This is a genomic window from Streptomyces sp. SID14478, assembly GCF_010548525.1.
Classification (GTDB): Bacteria; Actinomycetota; Actinomycetes; order Streptomycetales; family Streptomycetaceae; genus Streptomyces.
Window position 1 is genome coordinate 1 of sequence record NZ_JAAGMG010000182.1, and the last position, 4061, is coordinate 4061.

Genomic DNA, 4061 nt, shown 5'->3' on the forward strand with positions numbered 1-4061 from the left:
CCGCGCCACCTCCGCCGAGGAGGTGCAGACGGTGGTCCGGGCCTGCGCGGCCCGGCGGATACCCGTCGTCACGCGCGGCGCCGGCACGGGACTCTCGGGCGGCGCGAACGCCGTCGACGGATGCGTGGTCCTCGACGTGTCGAGGATGAACCGCATCCTGGAGATCGACACCGAGAACCTGCTCGCCGTGGTCCAACCCGGCGTCGTCAACGACGACTTGAAGGCCGCCGTCGCCGAGCACGGCCTGTGGTACCCGCCGGACCCGGCCAGCGCCCCCTGGTCCACGATCGGCGGCAACGTGTCGACGAACGCGGGCGGCCTGTGCTGTCTGAAGTACGGCGTCACGCGCGACTACGTCCTCGGGCTCGAGGTCGTCATGGGCGGGCCGGCAGGTGAGTACGGCAGCCGGGTCCGGCTCGGCCGGCGCACCACCAAAGGCGTCAGCGGATACGACCTGACGAGCCTGTTCGTCGGCTCCGAGGGCACGTTCGGCGTCATCACGGAGATCACCCTGCGGCTGCGGCCCGCCCCTGCCGCCGAACCCCGCACCGTCGTCGGCGCGTTCGACAGCCTCGTCGCCGCCGGCGCGGCGGTCGCCCTCGTCACCCGGCGCGGCCTGGCGCCCGCCGCCCTCGAACTCCTCGACCGCGCCTGCATGGAGGCCGTCGAGGAGTGGAAGCACCTGGGCATCGAGCCCGGTGCCGAGGCGATGCTGCTCGCCCGCGTCGACGCGCCGGGTGACGCGGGCGCCACCGAGGCCGACGCCGTGGCCACCGCCTTCCAGGAGGCCGGGGCGCTGTGGGCGGAGCAGTCCACCGACGCCGTCGAGGCCGAGGCGCTCTTCGACGTACGACGCCTCGCCTATCCCGCCCTCGAACGGCTCGGCCCGGTCCTCACGGAGGACCTCTGCGTGCCGCGCTCGGCCGTGCCCGCGATGCTCGCCACCATCGAGAAGATCGGCCGCAGGCACGGCGTGCGCATCGCCACCATCGCGCACGCGGGGGACGGCAACCTGCACCCGCTGCTGATCACCGAACCCGGTGACGAGGCGGCCCGCGTCGCCGCCCAGGCCGCCTTCGAGGAACTGCTCCGAGCGGCGATCGCCGCGGGCGGCACCGTCACCGGCGAACACGGCGTGGGACTGCTCAAACGGGGCGGCATGCGCAGCGAACTGGGGCCCGCCGTCTGTGCGTTGCAGAGCGCGGTGAAGCAGACGCTCGACCCGCTGGACCTGTTCAACCCGGGGAAGGTCGTCGGCGAGGACTGACCTCCCCCGGGTGCCGGTTCAGCGCGGCAGGCCCGCCGGGTCGGTGGCCCAGTGCGTGTCCGGCGTGTCGGTGAGCCGGTACGCGAGCGTGCCCCCGCGCCGCAGCAGGTCCGCGTCCGTCCACGACTGGGCGTGGGCACGTCCGTCGAGGCGCACCCCGGCGACGTACGCGTGCGTGGCATCGGCCGCGGGAGCGTCGATCACCAGGTCGGCGCGGCCCGGCCGGTCCACGACCGCGTGCGGGAACAGGGGCGCGCCGAGCAGCAGATCGGCGCTGCCGGGCGCCTTCGGGTAGAGGCCGAGCGCGGAGAAGACGTACCAGGCCGACATGGTGCCGAGGTCGTCGTTGCCGGGCAGTCCGGAGGGCCCCGTCCCGTAGACGGAGTCGACGATCTCGCGGACCGTGGCCTGGGTCTTCCACGGCTGCCCGAGGGCGTTGTAGAGCCACGGTGCGTGGATGCCGGGTTCGTTCGTCGGGTCGTAGCGCAGCGCGTCGCCGCCCTTGACCGACCACGAACCGTCGGCCTTGTGGAAGAACCCGTCGAGCCGGGTCGCCGCCGTCGCGCGGCCGCCCATAGCCTGCGCGAGGCCCTGCACGTCCTGCGGCACCATCCAGGTGTACGTGGCGCTCGTGCCCTGCGCGAAACCGAGATCGCCGGCCGGGTCGAACGGGGTCACCCACGAGCCGTCCAGGTTGCGTGCCTGGACGTATCCGGTGTCGGGGTTGAAGACGTTGCGCCACCAGGTGCCGCGCTCGCTGAAGGAGGCGGCCTGCTCGTCGCGGCCGAGCAGTTTCGCCCATGCGCCCAGCGCGGCGTCGGCGACCGAGTCCTCCAGCGTCTCGGCGGCACCGCCCCAGCAGTGACAGGTGTCCTGCGCCGCGTAGTGGGAGCTCAAGTACTGTGCCAGATTGGGGCGTTGACCGACGCACTGTCCGGGGCAGCCCGCGTCCGACAGCCCGTCGGCGCGGGGCTCCGTGGCCTGTCGCGCCAGGGAATCAAAGGCGCCCTCGTAGTCGAAGTTGCGCACGCCCATGGCGTAGAAGGTGGCGAGCGTCGCCGCCGACGGATCGCCGGTCATCACGTGCGTCGCGCCGTTGATGTGCACCCAGCGGTCCCACACCCCGTCGTTCTGCTGCGCGAAGTTGTACAGCGACTGGGCGAAGTCCCCGGCGACCTTCGGTTTCAGCAGGGCGAGCAGCTGGATCTGGGCCCGGTACTGGTCCCAGCCCGAGAAGTTGCTGTACTGCGCTCCCTGCCCGCGTGCGAGGCGGTGCGGTGTGCCGTCCATGCCGGGGTAGCGGCCGTCGGTGTCGCTGATGATGTTGGGTTGCATCAGCGAGTGGTAGAGCGCGGTGGTGAAGGCGGTGCGCTGCTGCGTGGTGCCGCCGCCGATCCGTACGGAGGCCAGTTCCCGGTCCCAGTCGCGGCGGGCCTGTGCGGCCACGTCGTCGACGCTCGCCCGGGGGGCGATCTCCTCGCGCAGATTCGTCTCGGCGCCCGCGAGGGACACGTACGAGATGCCGAGCCGCATGTGGACATCGTTGTCAGAGGCCGTGTCGAAGCCGACCCACCCACCGGAGCCGCGGCCCGCGCGGTCGGCGCCCGTCGCGTACCCCTCGCCGCCCCCGCCGCTGGTCGAGCCGGGGGAGACGGTGGCGTCCTTCCAGGTCCCGTACGAGGAGAAGGCGCGGTCGAACGAGGCGCTGAAGTAGAGGCGGTAGTAGCTCTTGCGGTTGTTCACGCCGCCGTTGGCCCGCCGTCCGCAGAACGCGCCGGTCAGCACCCAGCCGCTGACCTTGCGGTGTGCGCGGTCGATGTCGATGTGTGCGTCCTCGCTGCCGTTGAGCGAGTTCGAGGCGCGGAAGAGGAGCGAGGCCGCCTTGTCGGACGGGAAGGTGAAGTCCGCGACGCCCGCGCGGCGGCTCACCGACAGGTCGGCGGACGCGCCGGAGTCGAGGCCGAGGGTGTAGCGGCCGGGCACGGCGCGCTCGTTGGCGTGGGAGAAGTCCGACGCGTACACCGCGTCCTTGGTGTCGGCCGACGGCGACGACGTGACGTCCCCGACGAACGGCATGATCGGCACGTCGCCCGCGGCGCCCGGGTTGCAGCCCGCGCCGTTGACGTGCGTCAGGCTCAGGCCGCGGATCCGCGTGGCGTTGTACTCGTAGCCGTTCGCGGCGCCGGTGCTGGTCTGGTCGCCCGTGGTGCTGGTCGGGGACCAGGCGACCATGCCGTAGGGGCGGGTGGCGCCCGGGTAGGTGTTGCCGCCGTTGGTCGAGCCGATCAGCGGGTCGACGTACGAGGTGGGGCGTGCGGCCGGTGCCGCGGCCGAGGCGAGCGGGGCGGGCAGCGTCAGGGCGAGGGCGGTCGCCAGGACGATCGCCCCGGCGCGGCGCAGCGGCGTCGCGGGTCTGGGCAGGAGGTCGGACACGTCGCGGGACCTTTCGCAGTCGGGTCAGAGGCCGTCAAGGCGCCGCCGAGCGTAGATCGTTGACGGCCCGAGGGGAACGCCGTTGCGCGCACTCGGGATGAACGCCCGGTGAAGCCCCTGGCCCTTGGCGAGCCTTTTGCACGGCACGCCGCACCAAATATCGCATTTGTCAGTTTATCGGTCCTACGGTGCGAGGGTCAGTGTCCGTGTGGGGGGACACACGCAACGCGCCCGCACGCGGCGCGGGTTGGGATGTCCATGAGTGGAATCAGCCGAAGGGGCGCGGCGCGTCTGGGCCTCGGCATCGGTCTGGGCGCGGCAGCGGCGGCCACCCTCGCCGGATGCGGCAGCGGTGAGGAGG

At 72.5% G+C, this 4061-nt stretch carries 2 protein-coding genes; one reads left to right on the top strand and one right to left on the bottom strand.

The window, feature by feature from the left end; translation table 11 throughout:
- On the top strand, positions 1–1267 hold a 1267-nt coding region (locus G3I40_RS06955), incomplete at its 5' end, for an FAD-linked oxidase C-terminal domain-containing protein (RefSeq protein WP_164301281.1).
- Positions 1268–1285: 18 nt separating this feature from the next.
- Here G3I40_RS06955 and G3I40_RS06960 read toward each other — a convergent pair.
- On the bottom strand, positions 1286–3700 hold the full coding sequence (locus G3I40_RS06960; protein WP_343244844.1) for a GH92 family glycosyl hydrolase: 2415 nt from the start codon (positions 3698–3700) through the stop codon (positions 1286–1288).
- Positions 3701–4061: the final 361 nt, after the last annotated feature.